Consider the following 24,832-nt stretch of genomic DNA (forward strand, 5'->3'; position numbering starts at 1 on the left):
CCGAAAAAAATTTGTTAGGGGGCGCAGATAAATCCCTCCCTTGGATTTTTCGGAGTCCACGAAAATTTCGAGGGTCTGGCCTTTGAAGCTGGATCTAGAACGAAAAGCTGAAACGGCCCGTTTAGCTCCGAAAAAAACTGGAGCGGCCGCAGTAAAAACCCGCTCGTGGTTTTTGCGGAGGGCGTGAAGTTTTCAAGGAGTTGGCCGTTGAAACTAGATCCGGAGGCGCTAAACATAACATCACGCCATTCTTTAGAACTTAAATTCTGCACCTAATTCAGCGTCATAAGAGCCTCAACAAAGTAAAATAGACATAAAAAAAAGCCATACCTAAAATTATAAGGTAGTAGCTTTCTCAAGGATAATATTTCTATTTCACAGCATCAAACTGAACATAAGACCCTCTATACTCCCTAGAACGTTCCCTAGAAAATTCTTTAAAAACTTCTAATACTTCACCTTTTCTCAAATTAATATAATGTTTCCCTTTACTATCGAACGCAATTCCCTCTTGTATGTCATGATTCTTCGTAGTCTGAACTAACGGATCTAGCTCCTTATCCACATCAGGATCTCGAGCAACATACGTCACCTCATATCTCCCAGCTGGTATCTGTGCATCAATTTTATAGTAACCGGAATGATAAATCCTGTACACACCTTCACTCGCAGGCTCCAGTTTTTTATATTTCGCTGGCTCAAATATCACTTTTCCCGAACCTTCTATCGAAAATTTTTCCCCATCAAAAGCAGGTTGCGCAAACTTAGTATCTCCCACCGCAAGTTGTGCACCTCCATATATTACGTTCCCATCCACCACCGTCACATCGTAGTCCCCTGGATTTAAATCTTCCCAACTGTATACTCCCCAGCCGCTAAAGTAACTTTTTCTGGTTTTACCATAAAGTCCTTCACAAAAAAAACGCCAACTTACAAAACCAATAAAAATAAGGACAATACATCCAAATAGTATTACCTTCCCTCTACTCACAAAACATTCTCCCATCTACCATTTTTAATGCCACATCTGATATTGAGTCAATATCTACTTTATGGTGCGTCGCCACAATAATCATCGCCCCTCGTTCTTTTTCCTCCAACAACAATTGATGAATCAGTTCCACACCACTATCATCAATCGCGTTCGTTGGTTCATCTAGCAATATGATGTCTGGTTTTTCAAAAATGGCTTGCGCTATATTTAGCCTTTGTTTCATGCCCAAAGAAAAACCCTTCACCTTCTGCTTAGATTTAGGATCAAGACCCACACGTATTAAAGCTTCTTCAATATCCGCTGATGTCGCTCTTTTTTTTTTTTTTTGGCCAAAATAGATAGGTTTGTAAAAGCATCGTATTGAGGAAGCAATGACATGTTCTCAATAATAACGCCTACGTTTGGTAAAAAAGATATATCTTTATGCAGCTTTAAATTATTATAGACAATGGTTCCTGAATTCGGAATAATTAATCCAGCGATGACTCGTAGTAGCATCGTCTTGCCAGAACCATTTTTGCCAAATAGTCCATATATTTTCGCTGGTTCAAACTGAAATGTAATGTCGGTTAGAACCGGTATTTTTTTGATTTTTTTATTTACACCAGAAATCGTTAACAATGCGTTCACCTCAATATATCAATTTTTTTGATTTTATACATAGCAATAGAAATGCAAACTATCTCAATCGCCAGTAATACTAACATCGTTTCTATCATAGTGCTGATTTCACCCCTCCGATAATCCATACCTAAATTCGTAAACAAAAAATAGGCTACTAACTTAGGGGCGTGCATTACCATTAAACTAGGCATCGCTAACACAGAACAAATAGCCATTATATTTACTACCAAAAATGCAATTTGCACATCTGTCACTATTTCCAGAGTAACTTGAACACTAAACAATACGATTAAAGTAACAAAATAGAAGAAGACTGCTACTAAAATAGCCTCGCTAAACTGCATACCCTTTCGGAAAAAGCAGATGTGTACAGCAACTTGCAAACTTACAAAGATTCCTGTCACTATTATTAAGTAAAGAAACCTTTTCAAAAGCCAACGCCATTTGCTGTACTGTCTAACTAATAGTAGAACGCCATATTGGCTGAGAGAATCCTTTACAAAACCAGTAAAATAAAAACCTAAAGCTACAATTGGGAGATACCAAACCATTAAATAAATACTGGTCGTAACAGCTGACACTGTCATAGGAACACCAGCTAAGAATGGATAGACGTTACCATGCATTAATTTTGAGCTTGAAAACAGAACTTGAATTATAAATAACCCCATAAAAACAAGACACCATCTCATATTATTTTTCATGTGATAAAATCCTTACGTTCAAAAAGCATGGAGGCTAAGAGCGACGTGATGATAGCTATGACTACTAGCCTTAAATAATTTATCCCAACAACCCCACCATTGAATAACAATTCCATAACACCCACATCTTGATAGAGCGACCAATGTGTCATAGATATTCCTATTTTTTCGATGAAATAGCTTGTAGCGAATAATAGCACTGTGATACCCATGCTTAAGGCTGTCAATTTTGTGATCGTCTCTGTGATTTTGAAACAAAAAGCGGTAATTAGATAGAACAGAATAAAAGCTATCGCATTATATAACGTCGCTTGATAGAAACTGGCTTGGTGAAGTAATGGCTGATCAAAGAATAGAGTTGTCCACAAAATATTAACGCAACATTGTATTCCCGCATAACTAACCGCCAGTTGAATAGACTGATATACAAATAGGCGATACAAGCTACTTCTCTTGTCAAATCTAGTAGTTATTTCTGCAGAGTTATGACGAACTAATAGATTTAGCAGCAATAAGAACGGCAGTATATATATAAGAGAATAAGCTGCCGCGGAATTATAGCCAAAAACAGAAACATTTAACTCGTATAACTTTTCATAGTCGGTATCAATCAACCAGTGTCTCCCTTGAAAAAACCACACTGCGCTAAAGAATAGAAGGGAAGTCAATATTATGTGCCCCCATTTAGTCTTCTGCATAGCGCGCCTCGTATATGTATACAAGAATAGGTATTATAATAAATGTTAGCAATGAAGCAATGAATATACCTAGCAAATCTGAGATACCGTACTCCGCAAAGGGCTGAAACAAAAGCATTATCGATTTATTCTGCAAAATAAAAAAGAACCAAATAAAAAATGTTGCAGGATATGCTAATTTCTTGTTTAAGAAAAGCAAACTCATACTTGCACCTAACAAACTTACTAGACCTGTATAAAAACTAGTAATAAAGATAAAAATAATCGCCATTATGTACCTATGTGTGATTCCAAAGTGGAAGAGAGTATTATCATCGAACGTCATTTCCTCCATGCCTCTCATAGAGTCCCCACCTTGGAATACAACACTTGTTATTATTACGTTTAGGGTTAAAGCAATAGCCATTACACCAAAACCTACGAGAAACGAGGTGATCATTTTTTCTAATAGATACTTTTTCTTTCCAACTTTACTAATTAGTATATTTCGATAACCCGTCAAGTAATCCATTATACTGTCATCTGATACGACGAGTAAAAAATAAATTGGAAGAAACCAGAGTAATAATATTTGTGTGATGTGTCCTTGTGAAGCTCCTGAGAGGAAAGACGCAAAGGCAGGATGAAAATTTTCACCAGTTGTATTTCTTAACCCAATTAGTTGTCCTATTTCAATGAGCGGAAATAAGATAATAACAAGTATTATTATCCTGCTCATATTATTTTTTCGTATTCTCGTTAAATGACTTACCATCTGCATCTCCTTCTTATCGTATTTAAAGACTGGTAACATCATTACAATGCTACCAGTCTCCCATATCGGTGAATCTTAATTAGTTTCTTCATCCCAATATCCGCTTGCTGTGTAGGATTTTGCACTATAATTATTGTTTTCAGCACCTAATCTTACATTTTGCTGGCTAGCGCTACTATATGCTGGCTTATAAATCGTTGTTCCTTGCTTCACATTGTATGTTCCGGATACAACTTGATGATTTAACTCTGCATACCAAGGCATTTTTTTGTCCAACCAAAATGTTGTGACGGTTCCTGCCCCTTCACCAGAATAACTAAAATTGACCTTCCAATTATTCTTCGTATTAGTCGTCTGTCTGTACTTTTCACCACTTACGCTGTTCGCATGATAGGTCTTAATGGTAAAATTAAACTTAATATTATCATTTGATGCACTTACAGGTCTCGCTAGAACTACTAGACTAAGCAATAAAACTATAATTAAAACTAACTTCCTTTTACTCTTCATATGTAATCCTCCCTGTTATAATGTAACTTGCATTTTTAGAATAGCATATAATTATCCATTAAACAAGACTATTTTATCTTTAAAAGGAATTTAATTGGAAACGATATGATGCTATATACATAAAAAAAGTATATAATTACTGTATCACAAAAGAAATGTTCATAAATCCACTATCCTTGAATATTTTTCACATTTAAGATCTCCGTTCAAAGATTTATTTTACACTTTCGACATATTAATGGCTTGGTTTCCATGCTCGCTTCGTAAAATCCTCAACAAAAAGACCAGCACACAACTTACATGTACTGGTCCATAACTTTACTTATTCACCTTTTTTATCATCGTTCGGTGTTTTTTCAGCGTCAGGTGCTTCTTCTGTCACGACCTCTTTTGGCCCCTCTGATTCAGCATCTTTCTCCGCTTTCTCATCTTTGTCTGCATAATCCCAAACCTTATCTTGCTTCGCTTCTTCTACGATTTCTTCCTTTTCTTCTTCAAAAGATTTTGGTTTAATATCATCTTTTTCAGAAGGGAATTCCATCATTTGTTCGTCAGCATCTAATTCAGTTGGTAAAACACCATCATCATATAGAGAACGGATTTGGCGTGCATCTAATGTTTCTACGTCGAGCAATGTTTCAGCAATTAGCTTATGTTGCTCTCTGTGCTCTAGAATAATATTTTTCGCACGGTCATAACAGAAACGGATTAAGCTTTGTACTTCGGTATCAATTTCATATGCGATCTTATCGGAATAGTTTTTACCATTTCCAAAATCTCGACCCATGAATACTTGATCGTTTCCAGACGCGAATTGAAGTGGACCGATCTTATCGCTCATACCCCATTCGGTTACCATCCGGCGCGCGATTTGTGTCGCACGTTCGAAGTCATTACTTGCGCCTGTCGTTACTTCACCAAATTCGATTTCTTCTGCAACACGGCCACCTAAAAGACCAGTGATACGATCCATGAGTTCGGCTTTTGTCATCAGGAAGCGGTCTTCTTTTGGTAGCATAACGGCATATCCGCCTGCTTGCCCACGTGGTACAATCGTTACTTTATGGACTACTTCTGCTTCATCAAGTACCATACCGACGATTACGTGACCACTTTCATGATACGCAACGGTACGACGCTCTTTAACAGAAATAACGCGATTTTTCTTGGCTGGGCCAGCGATAACACGATCGCTTGCTTCGTCCAAGTCTTTCATATCGATCTCTTTTTTATCGGAACGGGCGGCAACAAGGGCAGCCTCATTCAGAAGATTTTCCAGATCGGCACCAGAGAATCCTGGTGTACGTTGCGCAATAGCTTTTAAGTCGACACTTTTCGCAAGTGGTTTATTACGAGCATGGACTTGTAGTACTGCTTCACGTCCTTTAACATCAGGACGATCTACCATGATTTGACGGTCAAAACGGCCTGGACGTAGTAATGCTGGATCCAGTACATCAGCACGGTTAGTTGCCGCAATGATAATGATTCCTTCGTTACCGCTGAAACCATCCATTTCTACAAGCAATTGGTTCAATGTTTGCTCACGCTCGTCATGTCCGCCGCCCATTCCTGCGCCACGTTGACGACCTACAGCATCAATTTCATCGATAAAGATAATACATGGAGCATTTTTCTTCGCATTCTCGAATAGATCACGGACACGGCTTGCACCGACACCGACGAACATTTCCACGAAGTCCGAACCACTGATAGAGAAGAACGGTACGCCTGCTTCACCCGCTACTGCACGGGCAAGTAATGTTTTACCTGTACCTGGAGGACCTACGAGTAAGACCCCTTTCGGTATACGTGCGCCAAGTTCAGCAAATTTGCGTGGATCCTTCAAGAAATCCACAACTTCTACTAATTCTTGTTTCTCTTCATCTGCACCAGCTACGTCAGTGAAGCGGACTTTTTTCTTGTCGTCATTATAAAGTTTGGCTTTACTTTTACCAAAGTTCATAACTCGACCGCCACCGCCGCCACCTTGTGCTTGACTCATCAAGAAGAAGAACAGGATAAAGATAATAACGAAGGGTATGATGGAAGTGAAGAAAGTAATCCAGCCACTATTTTGCTTGGCAGGAACGACTGTCATTTTCACATCGTTGTCATCCGCAACTTTATCCATTTGTGTTAGCAGTTGATCACTGTTGATAGCGTACGTCGTGAATTTCGTTGTCGTTTGATCTTTCCCGACTTTACTATCTGTTTTCACTGCATCTTTGAACTCTCCATCAATGACGTAAACGCTACGGTCTGGCTGAATGGAGAATGATTTGATCTTATCGTCACCCATTTTCGTAATGAATTCATCATAGCTGATTTCTTTTGCGGTCTCACTATTGTTGTTGAAAGTGGCCACGATTCCTATGATAACAAGGAAAATGATAACGTAAAATATGGCGTTTCTAAAAAAGCGATTCATTCCTTACCTCCTCCCACGTAAGAGCTTGGACTGTTCTTTCACTCTAAAAATCGGGCTTGACTTACTCTCCCTTTTTTTGCTGTAAAAACAGATCCGCCTTGTGTTTCTCTTACGAAGACTTTCTATTAAAAAGCATTGTTTATTATTATTCCTCAAATAGGCATATTGAGCTAAAAACTAAGACTAATGATAGCACACTGATCTTTAATTTCCCAATGATTTGCATGTTGTTCCTGCGGTTTTTTTGTTACAGGAAAATTTTAACGTGGATAAGCTACCTTGGTGCCTTGTTTTCTATATGGTAACAAATTTAATTCATTTTGTGAACTAACTTAGTCTGCATAAATTTCTGGTTTCAAAACACCGATGTACGGTAAGTTACGATATTTCTCTGCGAAGTCAAGACCATAGCCAACGACGAACTCATTTGGAACGACAAAGCCCACATAATCTGCGTCAATATTTACATTGCGACCTTCTGGTTTATCGAGTAGCGTCACAAGTTTTACTGACTTTGCTTTGCGGTACTTAAGTAGGTCTACTAAATAGCTAAGCGTGCGTCCGCTGTCAATGATATCTTCAATGATTAAAACGTCGCGCCCCTCAACGGAAGTGTTCAAATCTTTGATGATTTTTACTTCACCAGTCGAAACGGTCCCATTACCGTAGCTCGATACATCCATAAAATCCATTTCTAGATATGTATCCACACGTTTTAGTAAATCTGTCATAAACGGCGTCGCACCTTTTAAAACACCAATAGCTAATGGGAATCTGCCGTCGTACTCCACCGTCAGCTCTTTTCCTAGTTCAGCGATTTTTTCTTGAATTTCAGTCTCGCTAATCAACACTTTTTGAATATCGTTGTGCATGCTTTTGCTTCCTCCTAAATTACGATGATATCTGATTATATACTGCTTTATTTCACGGCTAGGCTTCGCTTGGTAACTCGAAGCTTGAACACCCGGAATCCATAAAATTTCACCTGAATAGTCTGTCACAATTGGCCATGTATCACGCTTGTGCTTGGGAATTTTGGCATCAATGAAAATCGATTTGAGTTTGCGCGTACCACCGGTCGTCTTCATTCGGTCCCCATTCATGCGACCTCTGATAATTAACGGCAATTCGATATCCGCTTGATTCACAATAATCCCATCAAGCCCAGCAGTTTGCACCACGGAACTCTTGGTTTTAATTCGAATCTCTGCGCCATCCGTCAATGTTACGCGATCCCCATCATGCAACTGATGGTAAAAATCCTGCACCTTCTTGCCAGTCTTACCGTAGAAAAAATCCAACTGATTGTAAGCACGCCTCACGATCAGACTATTCGGCAAGTGCAACTCGCCAGATGGATTCACTTCCCGATTCAGTCGCAAAATCTGCTCCACATGCCCCGCTGAAATAAGAGCCAAATTGTCTTTGTACAGATACTTTAATAGTAAATGAATTGTGCGGCGTTGTAAAGGTTGAGCCAGTTTTCGCCACTCCGTTAAAGAAAGCTCTACTTTCGTTTCACTGTATTCCGTCATATCTGGCAAAGCTTGTTCTGCCAATTCATTCAAATACCTAAAATCTTCTGATGTTTCTTCTGAAAAACGGCGGAACTGTTCGTCGACATGCGCATTCTCTTCTTTCATAAACGGTAGTAATGCTTTGCGATAACGATTACGTGTATAGGAATCTTCCTGATTTGTCGCGTCTTCCAAATAGGGGATACTTTGCGCCTCGCACAACTCCACAATTTCTTGCTTCGTTAATGGTAAGAACGGGCGTATCGCCATGCCGTTTGCAAATTCTCGCGTCGGTTGCATTCCAAGCCATCCCAAGTCTGAACTCCCTCGAACAAGTCGCATTAAAATCGTTTCCATCTGATCGTCAGCATGATGCGCAAGTACGAGTCGCTGGCAATGATGTTTTCGCATTAAACCTCGAAAAAAAGTGTAACGATATTTGCGAGCCGTTTCCTCGACACCAGCTTGTTCTTGCGCCGCCAGCCTCCTAATATCGAGTTGCGTCGATTCAAAGCGAATACCGTACGTTTCGCAAACGTCGGCAACCAATTGCTCTTCGTCAATGGATTCTGTACGTAAACCATGATTGACATGGGCAACGGTGATCGCCTCTTTTGGCACAATCGTGGCCTGGATTAGAAAATGAAGTAACGCCATAGAGTCTGCACCACCAGAAACGGCGACAAGCAGATGATCATTAGGCTTAATAAGTTGATGCTTCCCAATAAACGTCATTACTTTTTCGCGAGCATTCATCTATTTCTAACCTCTTTCATGCATCAAAATCAGGCAAAAAAAGGAGTTGTACCTAAGCCAAGTAAATCAGACTTTAGTTGACTTTGAACAGCTCCTATAAAATTCATTATTTATGATTAGCTACGTTTTGCCCCACGGCCGCCACGTTTCGACTCCGTTTGACGTTTTAAGGTAGATAAACGGTCTTCACTATCTTTTAAGAATTTAGACATTTTATCTTCAAAATTCTCTGGACGAACTGGTTCAGCAGCTTTTTTGTTGTATTTCGGTTTCCGAGGTCCGCTACTATAACTTCTCTCTGGTCTTTCAGGACGCTCTGGTTGATCGACTGCTTTACGAATCGATAGACCAATTTTCCCATCATCACCGACATTCATTATTTTTACAGTGACTTCATCGCCAACTGTTAAAATGTCATTGATATCCTTCACATAGTTATCTGCAACCTCACTAATGTGAACAAGACCTGTCTTGCCACCTTCTAACTCAACAAACGCCCCAAAATTAGTAATCCCAGTAATCTTCCCTTGTAACTTGTTGCCTACTTCAATCGACATAAAACAATGCTTCCTCCTTAAAATTTCACTCTACCTTCAATTATAGCTAATATAAAAAGAGTGTCAATTACACGAAACTTTTTTCGCAAATTAATTGGACGACTCTTTCTTCTTATCGTTTTCGTCAGGAATATTAAAAATGATTTCCCCCTTCTCAGAAAGGAAATACTCACTCCTAGCAAGCTTCGCGATGTAGTCATCATCATGTAATTTGGTAATCGTGCTCTTTAGTTCTTTCTGATCTTGCGCTACTGCGAGTGATTTCTTGTTCAGTGCTATTTTCTCTTTTTCCTTCGCGTGTAATAAGCTTACTTGTTGCGAATAAGCGTACACTAGGCCTCCACTCACCGCAATGATAACCACCGCGAGCATTAATAATCTCCGAAATAGCGCGACTCTTCTGCGTGATCGTTGTTTTTTCATGATAGCTTCGTCTTGTACATAGCGATTATTAATCTTCGTAACATTACGTTGTTCTTTCCTCACACATCATCCCCCCATTTCTTCAACATTAATTAGCCACCAGCCTTATTTCACAAGCCTGTCGTGACGCTCCTTGAAAAAAATTGGTTCTTGTTTAAAATAATAACAATATTTCGGGCTTTTGTCCATTGCTATTCGTTATTTCAACAATCTTTTTTGCATTTTCCAAAACGATATAGTTGCCAATTTGATTTTATTATGATTTATGGTCTGGATATTTGTTCCTAGTTGCTCTTTTTTCCCTTTAAAAAGGCTTGCAACGAAATAGTTCCATCGCAAGCCTCTCATGTACTATTACTTTCTCACTGTTTTTTTAAATTCAAACTTCGCCATCCAACCTTTTTTGCGTTTTAAGTTGAGGTAGCCGATGACCGCAAAGGTTAGGGCTCCGAGGAAATCGACGAACAGATCTTCCATCGTATCTGATACGGCAGCAGTTCCCGCGAGTTTGGTGCCATCTTCGAGCATTGTTTTTTGCATATTCATACCAAATAGGTTGTCCGCTGAAAATTCATAGAACTCCCAGACAACGCCTAATGTCACCGCGAAGCAAAGGGCAAATAACGCCACAAATGCCGGGCTTAAATTCATCGTTGTCCGCTCGTCCTCATTCAAGAAGGAAACGATAGAGAAACCTAGCGCACCAAGCATCGCACCACTAAATGTATGCAAAATCGTATCCCAGTTCGGAATTAGGTAGTAGAAACTCCTCACTTCGCCTAGATAAATGGAACAGTATAGGAAAATAATAAAAATCAAATACATATTTCCCGGAATTTCAAATCGAAAGCGACGACCCACAATGGCTGGTAAAAACATCGCCACCAAGCCGAGCACGCATTGGCTGACCATTAAAGCATAGTCGCTGCGTGTTGGATCCCCTTCTGGTGTTCCTGTCGAAGGCGTTGTGAACATATTATAAAGCGAAAAAACCAGCGATATTAATAGTGATGCAAATATAAAAATCCCGATAATTTTTGTCCAATTCCACTTTTCTGTTTTCTTCAAATGAATTACACTCCCTTTTACAAAACTATTGTCATTTATTCATTATAGTTACTTTTTCTTAGAAAAGGAAGTTTTAACTGAAACTATTTACAAATCGATGAGGTTTTTCTTAATCGCGTATTTTACGATCTCGGCGCGGGAGTTAAGATCCAGTTTATTCATGATATTTGACTTGTGTGTCTCCACAGTTTTGACCGAAATACAAAGCTTGCTGGCAATTTCTTTGTTGCCGTAACCGAGCGCGATTAATGGCAGTACTTCTTGTTCACGATTGGATAGCTGAACATAGGAATCCTTGGCTTCTTCGCCATTATTTTGCTGTAAGAATTGGCGGACAAGCGCGGTTGTTACTTTTGGATAGATGTATATTTCTCCTTGTTCGAGTGAACGGATGGCATCGAGTAGTTCGTCGTCTTTGGCATTTTTTAAGATGTAACCAGATGCGCCAAGTTTTAGGGCTCGAAATAAATATTCTTCGTCATCATGCATCGTTAAAATAAGAACTTTGGTGTCGGAAAAGTTCTCCTTGATTCTTTTTGTGGTGACCAGGCCGTTTTCACCGGGTGGCATACTTAGATCCATTAAAACAACGTCTGGCGTGTGGCGTTCCGTTTCCAGATAAGCTTCTAAACCGTCTGCTGCATCTGCTACTACCGTCATGTCTTCTTGTGAATTGATGACGAATGATAGGCCGCTACGAACGACGGCATGGTCGTCAACAACGAGTACTTTAATCATGTTGTTCTGCCTCCTTTTGGCTCGATTGGTATCCTGACAAGTACTTTTGTTCCTTGTTGTGGTTCTGAACGCAACTCAAAATCGCCATTTAAAAGTTCCACACGTTCTTTCATATTCAACAGACCAAGCCCACTTCCTTGTGCGGTAAAATGGTCTGGTGAGAAACCAATTCCTTGATCATTTATTTCAAGAACTATTGACTGTTTCGTTTTGAAAAGGTATACCTCAATCTCGCCAACATCGGCGTATTTAGCGGCATTGGTCAAGGCTTCTTGCGTCACACGGTATAGCATGGTTTCCACACTTGCTGGAAAACGGGTTCCGTATAGTTCGGAGACGAAAACGACATGGATGCCAAACAATTGTTCATATCGCTTAAAATAAGCTTTTAAAGCGGCGAAAATGCCGAGATCATCCAATGAAGACGGGCGCAATTCTATAGCCATATTACGGATATCTTCAAGCGTCGTAGCGAGCATCGAGTCCATCTCGGAAAGGCTTGATTCATAGTCTTCTTTTTTGGTCATGTATTTGATTTTGCGCAGTTCGATAAGCGTACTAAATAAGCCTTGCGCCAGGCCATCGTGAAGTTCACGAGACAATCGTTTTCGTTCGTTTTCTTGGGCATTGATCACGTACTCCGTCATCGTTTTTTGCTTCAGCAGTTGTTCGGTATGTTGTTGTTGGGTTAAATTGCGTAAAATGAGCACACTGATGCCAGCTTTTTCGTCGATCAATGTGTAGCTCGCGCTGAACGGGATATTTTTCCCAACCTTCAAGTTCAAAAACAGTTGAAAAGACTCATTATCGACTCGTTTTCGTAAAGAACAGCCTAGGCACGTCCGTTCTTCAAAGTTGGAGGTGTAGCCATTACAAAACGTACAGAAATCATCTAGATTGACTTCATACTGGTCTAGCAAGCGATTTGCCGCTGGATTCGATGTAATAATCTCGCTTTTACCTTGCAATAAAAAAACAGCATCACTCATTTGCTCATAAGCTTTCCTAAATAGTTCGGATGTTATTTCCATTTCACATCATTCCTTTATGGCTAGTAGACTTTTCTTCATGCCTTCTGCACATGTTTTAAAGTTGCCGATCAACGGGGCCTTTATATGTGTAACTTTGCGATAACCACCGAGCATAACGCCAATAACTGTATCTTCAAATGTAATCGGAACCGCGATAATACTCGCCAAATTTTCCGTGAGGGCAATCGGATATTCTTGCAATGGCGCAAGTCTGTCATTTTTCAGATCTTCAGCGATCATGGGCCTCGCCGTACGCCAGACAATGCCTGCGATACCTTTGCCAACTTGGAGAACGATTTTTTGATAGCGTTCATTACGGTTACCAGCGACGTATTTCCATCGGATTTCTTTCTGACCACCTGCTGCAATCGCTGTGGCAATCCCAACAAAATCGAGTCCAAGTTGCAACCGGATATCTATTAGTTCACTTGCTATATCTTGTTCTTTCATCGAATGTCATTCCTCCTTGACTACACTCCCCTAGAATAACATGTGCATCGTTATTTTGGAATATGTGAAATGTTTCATTTATTCCAAGCCGCGCTAATTCTTCTTGCAAAATTCGAACCGGAGTTCCGTCGTGCAATAGGATGCCGTCCCAATTTTGCTCCGTTAGAACGCGTGTAGTGATATCGTCAAAGCGTGTGTCTTTGGTGTTTAATGATGGAAAAGCATAGATATGTGCGCCGAGTTCGATATATTCGCATATCTGCTCAAAAGTGAATCCTCTTTCGGAAGCGAGTAAGTAGCGTTTGCCAAACAAAGGTTGTTGTTCGAACCAGGAGGGAGCTGTGCGTTCGGTGACAACATGGCCGATAATGATCATCGCTGGGTTGGCGAGCATTGTTTTTGCTAATGCTGCTTCGATTGTATCCACGCTTCCAGTGAGCACTTTTTGGCGTCCTAGTGTGCCCCATTCGATGATGGCTATTGGAAGCTTGGTCAACGCCGGTTGTCGTATGAGTTTTTCGCAGATGTGTGATAGGTTTTCGATGCCCATATAAAAAGCGAGCGTCCCACCTTGTAGGAGGTTATTCATGTCTATTTCCGTGAGGGCGTTATTTTTCTGATGCCCCGTTGCAAACGTGACGTGTCCATTGTGATCGCGATGCGTTAGGGGAATTCCCGCATAGATGGATGCAGCGGAACTCGACGTGATGCCAGGAATGACTTGGTAGGTGAAACCGGCATCTGATATCGCCTTCATTTCTTCACCGACACGTCCGAAAATGGCTGGGTCTCCGCCTTTAAGACGGACTACTTTTTTCCCTTGCACGGCGTTTGCAACGATAGCTGCATTGATTTGTTCTTGACGCATTGTGTGATGGCGCGGTAGTTTACCACAATACAGAAACTCAGCGCCTTTTTTAGCCAGATGAAGTAGTGTCGGATTTACTAAACGGTCGTAAATGATGATATCTGCGGTTTCAAGATGGCGTCGTCCTTTTAGTGTCAGGAGTTCTGGATCGCCTGGCCCTGCGCCTATGAGATATACGTGCGTCATGGACTCGTTACCAAATAGATTTTGCCGTTTTCCACAGTTGTTTCGTAAGTTTGGACGCATCCTTCGTCGGGTGCTGCGACAATACCTGTTTCGAGTGATATTTTGTAGTCGTGAAGGGGACAGAAAACATCGGTCCCAGACACAGTGCCTTCTACTAACGGTCCATTTTTATGTGGGCAACGATTACTGATGGCTTTCACGCTGTCGTCTGTCAGGCGAAACAAGGCGATTGGTACGCCATCCATGCGTATTTCGCGACCAATGAGCGGCGTCAAGCTTTCTAAATCTGCTATATATTTTTTCTCCATCGCGAGTCACACTCTTTCTACACGGTATAGTTTTTGTTTTTCTTCGTCTTGTAAAACTTGTTTCCACGGATCATCACGACCTACGAGCGCCTCTTCTAGCGATGCTTTTAGTTGCGCTTGTTCTGCTGGATCGAGGATGATTTCGCGGACGTGCTCCATGCCCATTCGCTCTAGCCACGGCGCGGTCCGTTCCATGTAGACGCCCGTTTCCCGATAATATTGGACGAAAGCACTACATATATCGATCACTTCTTGTTCGGTTGCTACAGTTGTCAAAAGTTGTGCTTCTTTGACTTCTGTCCCGCCGTTTCCGCCGATATAAATTTGGTAGCCATTCTCGATACAGATGATCCCGTAATCTTTGATGCCTGATTCGACGCAACTTCTTGGGCAACCAGAAACACCCATTTTGAATTTATGCGGCGTATCCACGAACTCAAATTGACGTTCTAAAGCTTCGCCGAGCGCCAGTGCATCTTGTGTGCCAAAACGACAAAATTCCGAACCGACACAGGATTTAACGGTACGCAATGTTTTTCCGTAGGCAAATCCAGAGCGCATATCGAGCTCTTCCCAAACTTTCGGAAGGTCTTCTTTTTTCACGCCATAGAGTCCGATGCGCTGGCCGCCAGTCAGTTTTAATAATGGAATATCGTATTTTTCTGCGACTTTCGCGATTTGAATCAATTGTTGCGGATCTGTTTGACCGGCATACATCCGTGGGATCACAGAGTACGTACCATCATTTTGAATATTGGCGTGTAGCCTTTCGTTGACGTAGCGACTTTCTGGTTCATCGGCATGCGTTTGCGGCCAAACCATGTTGAGATAATAATTGAGAGCTGGCCGACATTTGGAGCAGCCTTCTGGGTTCCGAAACGCTAATACGTGGCGGACTTCTTTTGCAGTTTGTAGTTGTTTCGATCTGATTTGAATGATGAGTTGGTCACGCGTGAAGTCGGTACAACCGCATATTCCGGCTGGTGCTGCGCTCACGAAATCATCGCCAAGTGTGTGTTCTAAAATATCGCCAATGATCGGCTTGCATTTCCCACAGGAACCACCGGCTTTTGTATGGGCTGTAACTTCCCCGATTGTCGTGAGGCCTTTCTCTGTAATCGCCTTCGTGATGGCACCTTTTGTGACGCCATTACAACCGCATACGGACGCATCGTCTGACATTTCAGCAACGCTTGTACTCTCTACTTCTCCTGATTTATGCAATAAAGAAACGAGTGTGAAATCGGTTAGTTCTTCTTCTTTTTTGAGGAGATTGTAAAGACGGTTTCCCTCGGTCGTATCACCGTAAAGTACGACACCAACCAGTTTTCCGTCGCGCATGAATATTTTTTTGTACTTATTTTCGATGCTGTTAAAAATAGTGACGCCTTTGATTTCGGCGTTTTCTTTAATGTCGCCTGCCGAGAAAAGGTCGCAACCGGATACTTTGAGTTGGGTGAACATCTTGCTACCGTGGTACCCTTTTGTTGCAATGTCACATAGTCGATCGGCGAGCACTTTTCCTTGTTCATAAAGTGGTGCTACAAGGCCATATGCGATGCCATTATGTTCCGCACACTCCCCCACCGCAAAAATGTCTGGGTCTGCCGTTGTCATGGAATCATCGACTAGGATACCGCGTCCTGTTGGTAAATTCGCCTGTTGCGCCAGTTCGATTTCAGGCTTGATTCCGATCGCCATGACGACAAGATCCGTCTCGATTTGCGTGCCATCCTTAAAAGCTAGCCCTGTCACGCGTGATTTCCCGAGGATTTTTGAGGTTGCTTTTTGCATGAGGAATTTCATGCCTTGCGCCTCCAAGTCTGCTTTTAAAAGTTCCCCTGCTTTGGCGTCAAGTTGGGTTTCCATGAGCCATTCTGCGAGGTGGATGACAGTGACATCCATGCCTTGATCAAGTAAACCTCGCGCGGCCTCTAGACCGAGCAAACCACCGCCAATGACAGTAGCTCGTTCGTATTTTTGCGATATGTCGATCATTTTTTCTGTGTCGTTAATCGTGCGGAAACCCAGTACGCCGTCAAGATCCGCGCCAGGAATCGGGAGAATAAACGCTCTAGATCCAGTCGCTAAAATAAGCTTGTCGTAGCTGATGTTACGCTTCGTAGTCGTTACGGTTTTCGTGTGTCTGTCGATAAGTAGTGCCTGTTCACTCGTATGTAATTCGATTTGGTTGTCTGTATACCATGCTTCGTCGTTCAGGATAATTTCGGATGGAGTCATCTTGTTTTGCAGAATATTGGATAGCATGATTCGGTTGTAGTTCGGATACGGCTCGTCGCCAATGATGGTGATGGCGTATTTGCCTGGCTCGCGTTCCAGTATTTCTTCGATAGTCCGCACACCGGCCATGCCGTTACCGATCATGAGTAGTTTTTGTTTTGGCATTGGTTTCCCTCCTGTCAATTGTGAATATACGCACAATTAATTGTAAAATTAGATGTCTTTATTATACAGGGATTTGGGAATCTCGAATATGAGGGGAATCACTGAAAAAAGGCTTATGGTGGGCTTATTCCGCATGATATGATGGACAAATTTGGAAGCAGAACGCTAAAATTCGGTGTTCTGCTCTATTTTTGTACGGATGTTTTTGGATCTGGCTGGGTCAGTGCCGTCAGTGGATATCGCGATCAGGTGGTCTGCTTTTCGGATCGTTGCCATGTTGAAAAAATCCGATCGGGTCCTATTGCTACAATCGTTGACTAATTGGGGCGCGGTTGCATCTGTCGTCACTCGGGTGTTTATTTCGGGATCGTTCGTACAGCAAAAAATGAGGAATGCGTCTTTGATATGTGCAGCATGATAGTTTTCTTCGATTCGTGTGATGGGCATTTCTTGTAGCGTTTTTGTGAAGGTGGGTGCGATAACCGTGATGTTGGCGCCAGTCGGGAGTAGTCCTTGTGCTTTACGAGTCGCTATTTTGCCACCGCCGATGATGGCTACGTTTTTATCCGCTAGCTGGAGTAGAATTGGATAGCCTATAGTCGTCATTGGGACACCTCTGTGATCTTGCGAAGTACGGCGGGCGCGAGGCTGGAATCTAGTTCAAGACAATTGGTTTCATGCCATGTGGTATTGGGGGTATGCTCGCTTACCTCTGTGATTCCAGCGCGGATTTTATCGACGAGCTGGCCTGTGAAAAGGAAATAGGGCATCCAATAGATATTATCGTTTGTTGCCGCGAGTTCTGTGGCAACTTGGCGATAGTTAGGTTCGCCATGGAGCATGCCTAGTGTGACCGGGTTGCCGAGCTCGGCGCTAAGTTTCTCTGCGACGCGCTGCATCTGGATTCGCGGTTCGTGATAAGTTGCGCTGCCGTGAGCGATGACGAGAATCGCTGCGCTTTTTGCTGGACTTGCTGCTTTGATTCGTGATGCGGCAACAGCAATCGTTTCCTCTTCTGCTCCAAATGTATCGGCAATTTGGAAAGTCACATCTGGATGAGCTTTTTTTAGCGCGATGACTTGTTCTGGAATATCTTTTGTCGCGTGCATGGCTGGGAAAAGTAGCATCGGGATCACCGTGATTTCGGACGCACCGGCTTCCATCAGAGTCTCACCAACCAGTGCCATCGTTTCGTCTTCTTTTTCTAGGAAAGCGATTTTTTGATGGGTTTCTGGTCGTTGTTGCATGATTTGTTCTACAAAACAGCGAAATTCGCGATTTTTTTCGGGTAAACGGCTACCGTGAGCGACGTACATGATTGCTCTCATTCGTTTTTCCTCCTCAATGATGTGAAAAAAGAGCTTGAAACCACATGCGCGTCTCAAACTCGTATTTTTCGTTTATTCTTCGTCTTTGCGTTCCTCTTTTAAAATCGTGTACATTTCTGTCGCGACTTCTTTACGGGCATTTTCCTCTAAACGATCGATTTGCGCCGTCACTGTTTTTTGACCAAATTTGATGATTAGTTCATCGCCGGCTTTGACATTGGTGCCTGGTTTGGCAACCGTGCCGTTAACAGAAATCCGACCTTTTTCAGCAACTTCTTTTGCGACGGTTCGCCGTTTGATCAGTCGTGATACTTTTAAAAATTTATCTAAACGCATTGAATCAGCCATGTTACATCCTTCCTTTGCTTGTAAAATTTATCTTTATCTTCGCACGGTTAGGCGGAAATTGCAACTATCTACGATGGATTTTGTTAGCGAGCCAGAGCAGTTTTGAGCCAAATGGCATGAAGATTAGATCGCGTGTCGTGAGTAGTTTGAACTTGATGAGGCAGTAGAAAAAGATGATTCCTCCGATTAGTGCGCCGAATAGGGCTTGGACCGCGCTGCCGATGCGGCTTGTCAGTGGCCAGAATGCTTCCCACGCGACGGGAACAATGATCATCGCTACAAAGGCAAGCAGTGCCCAGCCGATCATGTTTTTGCGGATGAACGGGATCGGGAGCTGGCGTTTGAGCAGAACGTAGCACAGAATGAGCGTCGCGCTGAGGCCAATGACGGTGGACCAAGATGCGCCATATGTTGCGAAACGCGGTACGAGCATGGCATTTGTTGCGAGCTTGACGGCGAGTCCGACACAGACCGCGACGGCGGGCCCTGCCATGTTGCCGAACCCTTGCAAGATGCTGCTCATTGTCACGATGAGTGAACTCAGGAATAGTGACAGGATAAATACCTGCAGGACACCGGTTCCTGACGCGGTCTCAAACAGCATTTGGTTCGTCGGACGCATGATAGCGATAAGTCCAAGCGTTGCGGCTCCCGATAGAAGGATGGTGAGTTTGATGATGAGTAGGACGGATCGCCGTAATTCTTTTGTTTCCCCGCGCGCTTTTGCTGACGTAATCATTGGCACGATGGCGAGCGCGAGACCCATGCACAAGACCAAGCCTAATTGCAAAAGTGGCTGGCCACGATCATAGATTCCTTTTAAGGCTTTCGCGGTAGTCGTCTCAATACCAGAATTGCGCATAAGGCGGTAAACTTGGAAGGAATCTAGTAGTTGGAACAAAATCAGCATCGCACTTGTTGTGCAGACCGCGATGCTTTGTGCGAGGAACTGCTTGACAAACTTGATGCTAGCCCATTTTTTAGTAAACTTGATTTGTTCTGGTTTTTTGCGCCAGTAAAAATAGAGTAGCGTACCTAGCGCGCCAAAGCCGCCGATCACAGCACCGCTCATAGCCACTGCGCCAGTCATATAGAGATTCCAACCAAGTGCCACGGCCCCGGTTGCCCCAGCAATAATAATAATGACGCGCACTAATTGTTCGATCGTTTGCGAAACTGCTGTCGGGATCATCTGCTCATGGCCTTGAAAAAAACCACGTAAACTAGCCAAAAATGGCATCAATAAGAAGGCGAAGCTGATGACGCGAATCAGAACGGTTAAATGAACATCTCCCATTACGCGCGCAATGAAACCCGCTCCGAAGAAAATTGCGATGAAAAAAAGGACTCCGACACCAATCATGACCTGAAGCGCTGACTGAAAAATCGTTTCGCGTTGTGCCGCATCTTTTTCCTCCGCAATCATACGTGAGACAATAATCGGAAAACCAGCCAAAGCAAGCGTCATCGCAATGCCATAAATCGGATATACTTGTTGGAAAATATAAAAACCAATATCGCCAACCATGTTTTGGAACGGAATCCGGTAAACTGCGCTCAGTATTTTAGAAAGTAGTGACGCAAGCGTTAACCACACCGCGCCTTGCATTAAGTTCTTAATCGTTTTTTGAGCCATCGCTTGCGTCACCGCCTTCTTTAATTATCTTAATTCCGATTGTGATTCCACGGTTTCTTTTTTCGCTTCTGATAATTTGTCAGTCAATGTTTTCAGCTCATACAGCCATTCTTGAAGTGACTTGGCACCAACATTTACAGTAATCTTCAACTGTTGACCGTCCATGCCTACACCAATCTGGCGACCGTACTCACCGATGACTTGCATCACCATGTCGCCACGCATATTTTGCGTACCATCTTCCGAGAAAAGAATCGTAACCTTCGTTGCTTCTTGTTTCACCGACTCAATTCCAACCCGCATCGCATACACTTTTAATTCGGTAATCGTGAATAAATATTCCACCTGCTCCGGATATTCACCAAAGCGATCCGTCATGTCAGAACGCAATTCTTCCAAATCCTCCATATCAAGCACCGTCCGGAAACGTTTGTACATCTCAATTTTTTGACGTCCATCTTGAATATAGTGCTCCGGAATATACGCATCCACCGTAATATCAATTTCTACAGGAACGACCCGCTCATGCGCTTCCTTAGGCTGCCGCGCCGCAATCGCTTCTTGCAGCATCTGCGAATACAAATCAAAGCCGACAGAATCGATGAAGCCGTGTTGCTGTGACCCTAAAATATTACCAGCGCCACGAATCGACAAATCACGCATAGCGATCTTAAATCCAGAACCGAGCTCCGTGAACTCTTTGATCGCCTGCAAACGCTTCTCCGCCTCTTCCCGCAGGATTTTATCTTTTTGATACATAAAGTAGGCGTAAGCAATCCGGTTCCACCGACCAACACGACCGCGCAATTGATAAAGCTGAGAAAGCCCCATGTGATCTGCATTTTGAACGAATAACGTATTCACATTTGGAATATCCACGCCGGTTTCAATAATCGTCGTCGTTACTAGCACATCGTATTCGCCCTCAAGGAAACTCAAAATCACTGACTCAAGCTCCGTCTCCGTCATTTGACCGTGCGCCACCGCAACACGCGCGTCCGGCACGAGCATCTTAATCTCATCCGCCTTTTGCAAAATGGAATCTACCCGGTTATGCAGGAAGAAAACTTGGCCGTCACGCGCAAGCTCCCGCTCAATTGCTTCCCGAATCAACACGTTATTCTGCTCCACCACATAGGTTTGCACTGGAAAACGATTGGCTGGAGGCGTCTCAATGACTGACAAATCACGCACACCTAGCATCGACATATGCAGCGTCCGCGGAATCGGCGTAGCGGTAAGCGTCAACACATCAATTTTCGATCGGATATGCTTAATCTTCTCCTTATGCGTCACGCCAAACCGCTGCTCCTCATCGATGACAAGGAAACCTAAATCATGGTATTCCACATCCTTAGAAAGCAGGCGATGCGTTCCAACTACTATATCCACGTGCCCCGACTTCAAACCTTTTAGCGTCTCATTCTGCTGTTTACGCGTCCGGAATCGACTCAGCAACCCGACCTCAATCGGAAATCCTTGGAACCGTTCCTTCATCGTTTCATAATGTTGCTGCGCCAGAATCGTTGTCGGCACAAGGAACGCCACCTGTTTCCCGTCCATCATCGCCTTAAACGCCGCACGCAAGGCAACCTCCGTTTTCCCGTAACCAACGTCCCCGACAAGCAAGCGATCCATTGGCCGTTCGCGCTCCATATCCTTCTTGATTTCCATAATCGAACGCAGCTGATCCTCCGTCGCCTGATACGGAAACGCATCTTCAAACTCACGCATCATTTCGCCGTCAGGACTGTAGCCATAACCACGCTCCGCCTCACGTTCCGCGTACAATTTAATCAAGTCATCCGCAATATCCTGCACAGAAGCCTGAACCCGCGTCTTCACACGTTTCCACTCCGCGCCACCAAGCTTGTTCAACTTCGGCGCTTTACCTTCCGAGCCAACATATTTTTGCACGAGCTCCAGTTGCTCCACCGGAATAAATAACTTATCATCGCCTTGGTACATCAACAATAAGTAATCCTTATGAACCCCGTTAATATCCAGCGTCTCCATCCCAACATAGCGCGCAATCCCGTGATTCACGTGAACCACATAATCGCCAACCTTCAGCTCCGAATAACTCTGAATCCGCTCCGCATTCGACAATTTCTGCCGCTTCTTCGGCTTCTGCTGCTTCTTATTATTAAAAAGTTCCGTCTCACTGATAAAAACAACCTTGGCAAGCGGCAACTCAAACCCATTCTGAAAACTACCAAGCGCAAATTGCGTCTGGCCAAATTTCGGAACCTCCGACTCATCCTTCAAAATCACGCTTTCCATCTCATAATCCGCGAGCGTCTGCTTCATTTTCTCCGCACGCTCAACCGACGGCGCCAAAATCACGACCGCATAATTATTTTTCGACCAGCTATCCATCTCCGTTTTAAGGACACTCATCTGACCATGGAATTGCTGCATTTGCTTATAAACAATGTTCGTCATCTTCGCAATTCGCACACTGTTCGGCGTCTTTTGGAACAACGACAAATAAATCCGCGACAAGCGATCCGTTTCCAAAAGCGCTCGGAAATTATGGCTCATCTTCGTATCACGAACTGTCTCCAACCGTTCCAGCGTCTCCGTTTGCCATTCTGCTTCCTCTTTTTCTAAGCGCTCATCCGTCTCCTGAATCCGCGCAAATTCATCAAATAGCAAAATCGAGTTTTGCGGCACATAATCCAGCAACGAAGCCGGATCAGGATAACACATCCCGATATACTTGAAAAACATGTCCGGTTTTTGGCCGTCACGAAGCAACTCCAAATCCTCTTCTAAGTTTTCCACCAGCTGTTGCTTTTCCTTCTCACCCGCCATCTGTTTCAGCGTCTGCGCCAATTTTTTCTCAATCCGCGTCACCAAATCCGGGAAAAACGCCGGCTCCAGCAAAATCTCCGTCGCAGGCACCAAGCGGAACTCCTCCACCGTCTCAATCGACCGCTGCGTATCCACATCAAAAAAGCGCAACGACTCCACTTCCGTATCGAATAACTCCATCCGAATCGGGTGCTCCTCCGTGATCGGATAAATATCGATAATACCGCCGCGAATACTAAACTCTCCCGGCGTGTTAACCATATCACTTCTTGAATACCCCATTGTCACCAATTGTTGCTGCAATCCCTCTGGATCAATCTCCGCACCTTGAATCAACGAAATATTATACTTCTCCCAAATCGAAACTGGCGGCAAAATTTTGCGCATCCCAGAAACAGGTACAATCACGATTCCCGATTTTCGAGACAGCAGAAATTGTAGTACCTCCACGCGTTGCCCTCGAAGTTCTGGGCTTGAGATACTAAGCTCCGACGAAATCAACTCATCGGCAGGATATAAGTAAAGACGATCACTGTCCACCAAAGCCGACAAATCATCGTATAATTTCTGAGCATGGTATAAATTATGTGTCACAAAAATAACCGGTCGCTGCGTCCCACCCTCGATAACACTGGCAAATAACGCTCGACTTGAACCCGAAAGCCCCGTTACTAATTGCGATTTTCCCTTTTCATCCAATTCTTTGATAACGCCACGAATATCTTTTTGTTCATAGACAAGCTGTTGTAATCCCTTCACACTAAAAGGCCTCCTTTTTTTGAATATTCCATCTAAATTTCTCGCCGAAATAATCCGGCTGCTAATCACTAGTTAAATTGATTCATAACCTCTGCAAAATCTTTACTTGACCAAGCTTCCACGGCATCCGCACTCTTCTTGATTGCGTCGATAATATCCGCTTGCTCTGCTTTTGGAAAATCACCAAGCACATAATTAATAATATCACCGTTCGCAGGCCGATCCACACCAACACGAATCCTGTTAAATTCCTGCGTTTTCAAATGCTGAATCAATGATTTCATCCCATTATGACCACCAGCGCTCCCCTTTTGTCTAAGTCTAATTTTCCCAGTAGGCAAGTCCAAATCATCATAAATAATCATCACATCGTCCACTGAAATATCATAATAATCCATTAAGGGACGTACACATTCCCCCGAAAGATTCATAAAAGTTAACGGTTTCACGAGTAACATTTTCTCGCCATTCACGACGATACTGCTCGTCATCCCATTAAATTTCGACTTCTTCCAAGGCGTTTGATATCTAAAACTAAGCTCATCGACGACCATAAAGCCGACATTATGCCTCGTACGTTCATATTTCTTACCCGGATTTCCGAGTCCAACTATCATCTTCATAACGACTCTCCTCAACAACTTAAACCACTTCACGGATGAAATGGTTGTTCGCAACTATACGTTTCGTTTGATTATACCATGATTTGGCGATGTAAGAAAGGGATGTCATTTGTTTTTTGAGATGCTTCACAGACTTCCCCGCTCTCGGTAAATATCCATCACTTCAAATGTTTGACAGACCAGTAATAAATCGTCCGTAAAAGCGCGGCCATACTGACCAAGTTCCCATGTGAAAAAACTTTTTATGCCCCGTATACCAGTATTCATGGCTCAAATCGCCTTCACCTTCTGATCTCGC

At 43.1% G+C, this 24,832-nt stretch carries 22 protein-coding genes and 2 pseudogenes; all 24 read right to left on the reverse strand.

Features of this window, described 5'->3' with window-relative positions:
* Positions 1–370: 370 nt before the first annotated feature.
* Positions 371–991, reverse strand: a complete 621-nt coding sequence (locus PGRAN_RS13180; RefSeq protein WP_036067715.1) for a hypothetical protein — start codon at positions 989–991, stop codon at positions 371–373.
* Positions 984–1,615: pseudogene (locus PGRAN_RS13185) on the reverse strand (ATP-binding cassette domain-containing protein). Before PGRAN_RS13185 ends, PGRAN_RS13180 begins: the two are co-directional and overlap by 8 nt.
* Before the next feature lie 5 nt (positions 1,616–1,620).
* Entirely contained in the window at positions 1,621–2,322 is a 702-nt protein-coding gene (locus tag PGRAN_RS13190; protein WP_036067718.1) for a DUF2705 family protein, read from the reverse strand.
* Positions 2,319–3,020: a WxPxxD family membrane protein gene (locus tag PGRAN_RS13195; RefSeq protein ID WP_036067720.1), complete on the reverse strand. Its 702-nt coding sequence runs from the start codon at positions 3,018–3,020 to the stop codon at positions 2,319–2,321. The genes PGRAN_RS13190 and PGRAN_RS13195 overlap by 4 nt, the downstream gene beginning before the upstream one ends.
* The gene (locus tag PGRAN_RS13200) at positions 3,007–3,774 is read right to left on the reverse strand and encodes a DUF2705 family protein (protein WP_036067749.1); all 768 of its coding nucleotides are present in this window, start codon (positions 3,772–3,774) and stop codon (positions 3,007–3,009) included. Before PGRAN_RS13200 ends, PGRAN_RS13195 begins: the two co-directional genes overlap by 14 nt.
* Before the next feature lie 75 nt (positions 3,775–3,849).
* Positions 3,850–4,284, reverse strand: coding sequence for a DUF2712 domain-containing protein (locus PGRAN_RS13205; protein ID WP_036067722.1), 435 nt, complete (start codon positions 4,282–4,284; stop codon positions 3,850–3,852).
* 322 nt (positions 4,285–4,606) lie between these two features.
* A complete protein-coding gene (ftsH, locus tag PGRAN_RS13210) occupies positions 4,607–6,715 on the reverse strand; it encodes an ATP-dependent zinc metalloprotease FtsH (protein ID WP_036067724.1) in 2,109 nt (702 codons plus the stop codon).
* A gap of 332 nt (positions 6,716–7,047) precedes the next feature.
* Entirely contained in the window at positions 7,048–8,988 is a 1,941-nt protein-coding gene (gene hpt, locus PGRAN_RS13215; RefSeq protein ID WP_036067727.1) for a hypoxanthine phosphoribosyltransferase, read from the reverse strand.
* A 116-nt stretch (positions 8,989–9,104) separates the two neighbouring features.
* Positions 9,105–9,545, reverse strand: a complete 441-nt coding sequence (locus PGRAN_RS13220) for a S1 domain-containing RNA-binding protein (protein ID WP_036067731.1) — start codon at positions 9,543–9,545, stop codon at positions 9,105–9,107.
* A gap of 90 nt (positions 9,546–9,635) precedes the next feature.
* Entirely contained in the window at positions 9,636–10,031 is a 396-nt protein-coding gene (locus PGRAN_RS13225; protein WP_036067734.1) for an FtsB family cell division protein, read from the reverse strand.
* A 291-nt stretch (positions 10,032–10,322) separates the two neighbouring features.
* On the reverse strand, positions 10,323–11,036 hold the full coding sequence (locus tag PGRAN_RS13230; RefSeq protein ID WP_241433355.1) for a DUF2238 domain-containing protein: 714 nt from the start codon (positions 11,034–11,036) through the stop codon (positions 10,323–10,325).
* An 87-nt stretch (positions 11,037–11,123) separates the two neighbouring features.
* Complete coding sequence (locus tag PGRAN_RS13235; protein ID WP_036067739.1) at positions 11,124–11,774, reverse strand: response regulator; 651 nt, start codon at positions 11,772–11,774, stop codon at positions 11,124–11,126.
* Entirely contained in the window at positions 11,771–12,805 is a 1,035-nt protein-coding gene (locus PGRAN_RS13240; RefSeq protein ID WP_036067740.1) for a sensor histidine kinase, read from the reverse strand. The genes PGRAN_RS13235 and PGRAN_RS13240 overlap by 4 nt, the downstream gene beginning before the upstream one ends.
* 6 nt (positions 12,806–12,811) lie before the next feature.
* Positions 12,812–13,255 carry a GAF domain-containing protein gene (locus PGRAN_RS13245; protein WP_036067741.1) on the reverse strand — a complete coding sequence of 148 codons (444 nt, stop codon included), beginning with the start codon at positions 13,253–13,255 and terminating at the stop codon, positions 12,812–12,814.
* The gene (gene cobA, locus PGRAN_RS13250; protein ID WP_065427923.1) at positions 13,230–14,309 is read right to left on the reverse strand and encodes a uroporphyrinogen-III C-methyltransferase; all 1,080 of its coding nucleotides are present in this window, start codon (positions 14,307–14,309) and stop codon (positions 13,230–13,232) included. The genes PGRAN_RS13245 and cobA overlap by 26 nt, the downstream gene beginning before the upstream one ends.
* Positions 14,306–14,617, reverse strand: coding sequence for a nitrite reductase small subunit NirD (nirD, locus tag PGRAN_RS13255; protein ID WP_051998648.1), 312 nt, complete (start codon positions 14,615–14,617; stop codon positions 14,306–14,308). Before nirD ends, cobA begins: the two co-directional genes overlap by 4 nt.
* Before the next feature lie 6 nt (positions 14,618–14,623).
* Positions 14,624–17,023, reverse strand: a complete 2,400-nt coding sequence (nirB, locus tag PGRAN_RS13260; protein ID WP_036067742.1) for a nitrite reductase large subunit NirB — start codon at positions 17,021–17,023, stop codon at positions 14,624–14,626.
* A gap of 165 nt (positions 17,024–17,188) precedes the next feature.
* Entirely contained in the window at positions 17,189–17,629 is a 441-nt protein-coding gene (locus PGRAN_RS13265) for a precorrin-2 dehydrogenase/sirohydrochlorin ferrochelatase family protein (RefSeq protein ID WP_077914691.1), read from the reverse strand.
* Positions 17,626–18,408, reverse strand: a complete 783-nt coding sequence (locus PGRAN_RS13270) for a sirohydrochlorin chelatase (protein WP_277619720.1) — start codon at positions 18,406–18,408, stop codon at positions 17,626–17,628. The genes PGRAN_RS13265 and PGRAN_RS13270 overlap by 4 nt, the downstream gene beginning before the upstream one ends.
* A 15-nt stretch (positions 18,409–18,423) precedes the next feature.
* Positions 18,424–18,687 carry an RNA-binding S4 domain-containing protein gene (locus PGRAN_RS13275; RefSeq protein ID WP_277619721.1) on the reverse strand — a complete coding sequence of 88 codons (264 nt, stop codon included), beginning with the start codon at positions 18,685–18,687 and terminating at the stop codon, positions 18,424–18,426.
* 76 nt (positions 18,688–18,763) lie between these two features.
* A complete protein-coding gene (locus PGRAN_RS13280; RefSeq protein WP_036067745.1) occupies positions 18,764–20,335 on the reverse strand; it encodes a putative polysaccharide biosynthesis protein in 1,572 nt (523 codons plus the stop codon).
* A 24-nt stretch (positions 20,336–20,359) separates the two neighbouring features.
* Positions 20,360–23,911 carry a transcription-repair coupling factor gene (gene mfd, locus PGRAN_RS13285; RefSeq protein WP_036067746.1) on the reverse strand — a complete coding sequence of 1,184 codons (3,552 nt, stop codon included), beginning with the start codon at positions 23,909–23,911 and terminating at the stop codon, positions 20,360–20,362.
* Between the two features lie 68 nt (positions 23,912–23,979).
* Positions 23,980–24,534 (reverse strand): aminoacyl-tRNA hydrolase, encoded by a 555-nt coding sequence (gene pth, locus PGRAN_RS13290; protein WP_036067748.1) that lies wholly within the window; start codon positions 24,532–24,534, stop codon positions 23,980–23,982.
* A gap of 126 nt (positions 24,535–24,660) precedes the next feature.
* Positions 24,661–24,832: pseudogene (locus PGRAN_RS17355) on the reverse strand (ASCH domain-containing protein); the annotation flags it as partial.

Source organism: Listeria grandensis FSL F6-0971 (assembly GCF_000525835.1).
Classification (GTDB): Bacteria; Bacillota; Bacilli; order Lactobacillales; family Listeriaceae; genus Listeria_A; species Listeria_A grandensis.

What these genes read in the sequence shown, in the direction of transcription:
- PGRAN_RS13205 (WP_036067722.1), bottom strand. Translation starts at nt 4,284, where the DNA reads ATGAAGAGTAAAAGGAAGTTAGTTTTAATTATAGTTTTATTGCTTAGT.
- PGRAN_RS13245 (WP_036067741.1), bottom strand. Translation starts at nt 13,255, where the DNA reads ATGAAAGAACAAGATATAGCAAGTGAACTAATAGATATCCGGTTGCAA.
- PGRAN_RS13280 (WP_036067745.1), bottom strand. Translation starts at nt 20,335, where the DNA reads ATGGCTCAAAAAACGATTAAGAACTTAATGCAAGGCGCGGTGTGGTTA.
- PGRAN_RS13195 (WP_036067720.1), bottom strand. Translation starts at nt 3,020, where the DNA reads ATGCAGAAGACTAAATGGGGGCACATAATATTGACTTCCCTTCTATTC.
- PGRAN_RS13190 (WP_036067718.1), bottom strand. Translation starts at nt 2,322, where the DNA reads ATGAAAAATAATATGAGATGGTGTCTTGTTTTTATGGGGTTATTTATA.
- PGRAN_RS13240 (WP_036067740.1), bottom strand. Translation starts at nt 12,805, where the DNA reads ATGGAAATAACATCCGAACTATTTAGGAAAGCTTATGAGCAAATGAGT.
- PGRAN_RS13200 (WP_036067749.1), bottom strand. Translation starts at nt 3,774, where the DNA reads ATGGTAAGTCATTTAACGAGAATACGAAAAAATAATATGAGCAGGATA.
- PGRAN_RS13265 (WP_077914691.1), bottom strand. Translation starts at nt 17,629, where the DNA reads ATGACGACTATAGGCTATCCAATTCTACTCCAGCTAGCGGATAAAAAC.
- ftsH (WP_036067724.1), bottom strand. Translation starts at nt 6,715, where the DNA reads ATGAATCGCTTTTTTAGAAACGCCATATTTTACGTTATCATTTTCCTT.
- PGRAN_RS13275 (WP_277619721.1), bottom strand. Translation starts at nt 18,687, where the DNA reads ATGCGTTTAGATAAATTTTTAAAAGTATCACGACTGATCAAACGGCGA.
- pth (WP_036067748.1), bottom strand. Translation starts at nt 24,534, where the DNA reads ATGAAGATGATAGTTGGACTCGGAAATCCGGGTAAGAAATATGAACGT.
- PGRAN_RS13220 (WP_036067731.1), bottom strand. Translation starts at nt 9,545, where the DNA reads ATGTCGATTGAAGTAGGCAACAAGTTACAAGGGAAGATTACTGGGATT.
- nirB (WP_036067742.1), bottom strand. Translation starts at nt 17,023, where the DNA reads ATGCCAAAACAAAAACTACTCATGATCGGTAACGGCATGGCCGGTGTG.
- hpt (WP_036067727.1), bottom strand. Translation starts at nt 8,988, where the DNA reads ATGAATGCTCGCGAAAAAGTAATGACGTTTATTGGGAAGCATCAACTT.
- cobA (WP_065427923.1), bottom strand. Translation starts at nt 14,309, where the DNA reads ATGACGCACGTATATCTCATAGGCGCAGGGCCAGGCGATCCAGAACTC.
- nirD (WP_051998648.1), bottom strand. Translation starts at nt 14,617, where the DNA reads ATGGAGAAAAAATATATAGCAGATTTAGAAAGCTTGACGCCGCTCATT.
- PGRAN_RS13235 (WP_036067739.1), bottom strand. Translation starts at nt 11,774, where the DNA reads ATGATTAAAGTACTCGTTGTTGACGACCATGCCGTCGTTCGTAGCGGC.